This is a genomic window from Tritonibacter sp. SIMBA_163, assembly GCF_046535935.1.
Classification (GTDB): domain Bacteria; phylum Pseudomonadota; class Alphaproteobacteria; order Rhodobacterales; family Rhodobacteraceae; genus Epibacterium; species Epibacterium scottomollicae.
Genome location: NZ_JAWJBP010000122.1, coordinates 1 through 459, shown reverse-complemented (window position 1 = coordinate 459; position 459 = coordinate 1). Strand labels below are relative to the sequence as shown.

1 protein-coding gene is annotated in these 459 nt (G+C 66.7%); it reads right to left on the bottom strand.

The genetic code is table 11. The features are described 5' to 3' along the window. A partial coding sequence (locus tag R0J92_RS21715; protein ID WP_411053162.1) for a hypothetical protein occupies positions 1 to 245 on the bottom strand: 245 nt, incomplete at its 3' end. Positions 246 to 459 lie beyond the last annotated feature (214 nt).

Below are 459 nucleotides of genomic sequence, written 5' to 3'. Positions count from 1 at the left end.
ATGTCGGGCTGCGTGATGAACGAAAGCAGGTCTTCCTTGTGGATCACGATGGCCCGGTTGATCCGTTTCGCCTGAAGGTAGTAGCGGGAGGCAGGTTTTTCATAGCTCGGCACGCCCTCTCGGACCCACCGCCGGATGAGGTTGGCGGAGACTGTGGCCCCGGCCACCATGTGGACGAACTCCGCCGCCTCGTCGTACCGCAGGAAGTACCGCTCGCTGTCGTCGATGGGGAGGGGGCTGCTCATTCGGCGGCTCTCTTTCGCACGATGCGGTTCCGGAGTCTGACAAGGGCGAATCGCGGTGGTCATGGTCTGCTCCGCTGATACTTCGCCACGTGGCGGTCGGCGAGGCGGTCCAGTGCGGCGAGGCGGCGGTCGGTCACGATGCCGGCCTCGGTGTCGGCGTGCATCCACGGCGGGCTCGGGGCGATGCTCACCGTGGTCGCCCGGCCGTGCTGCC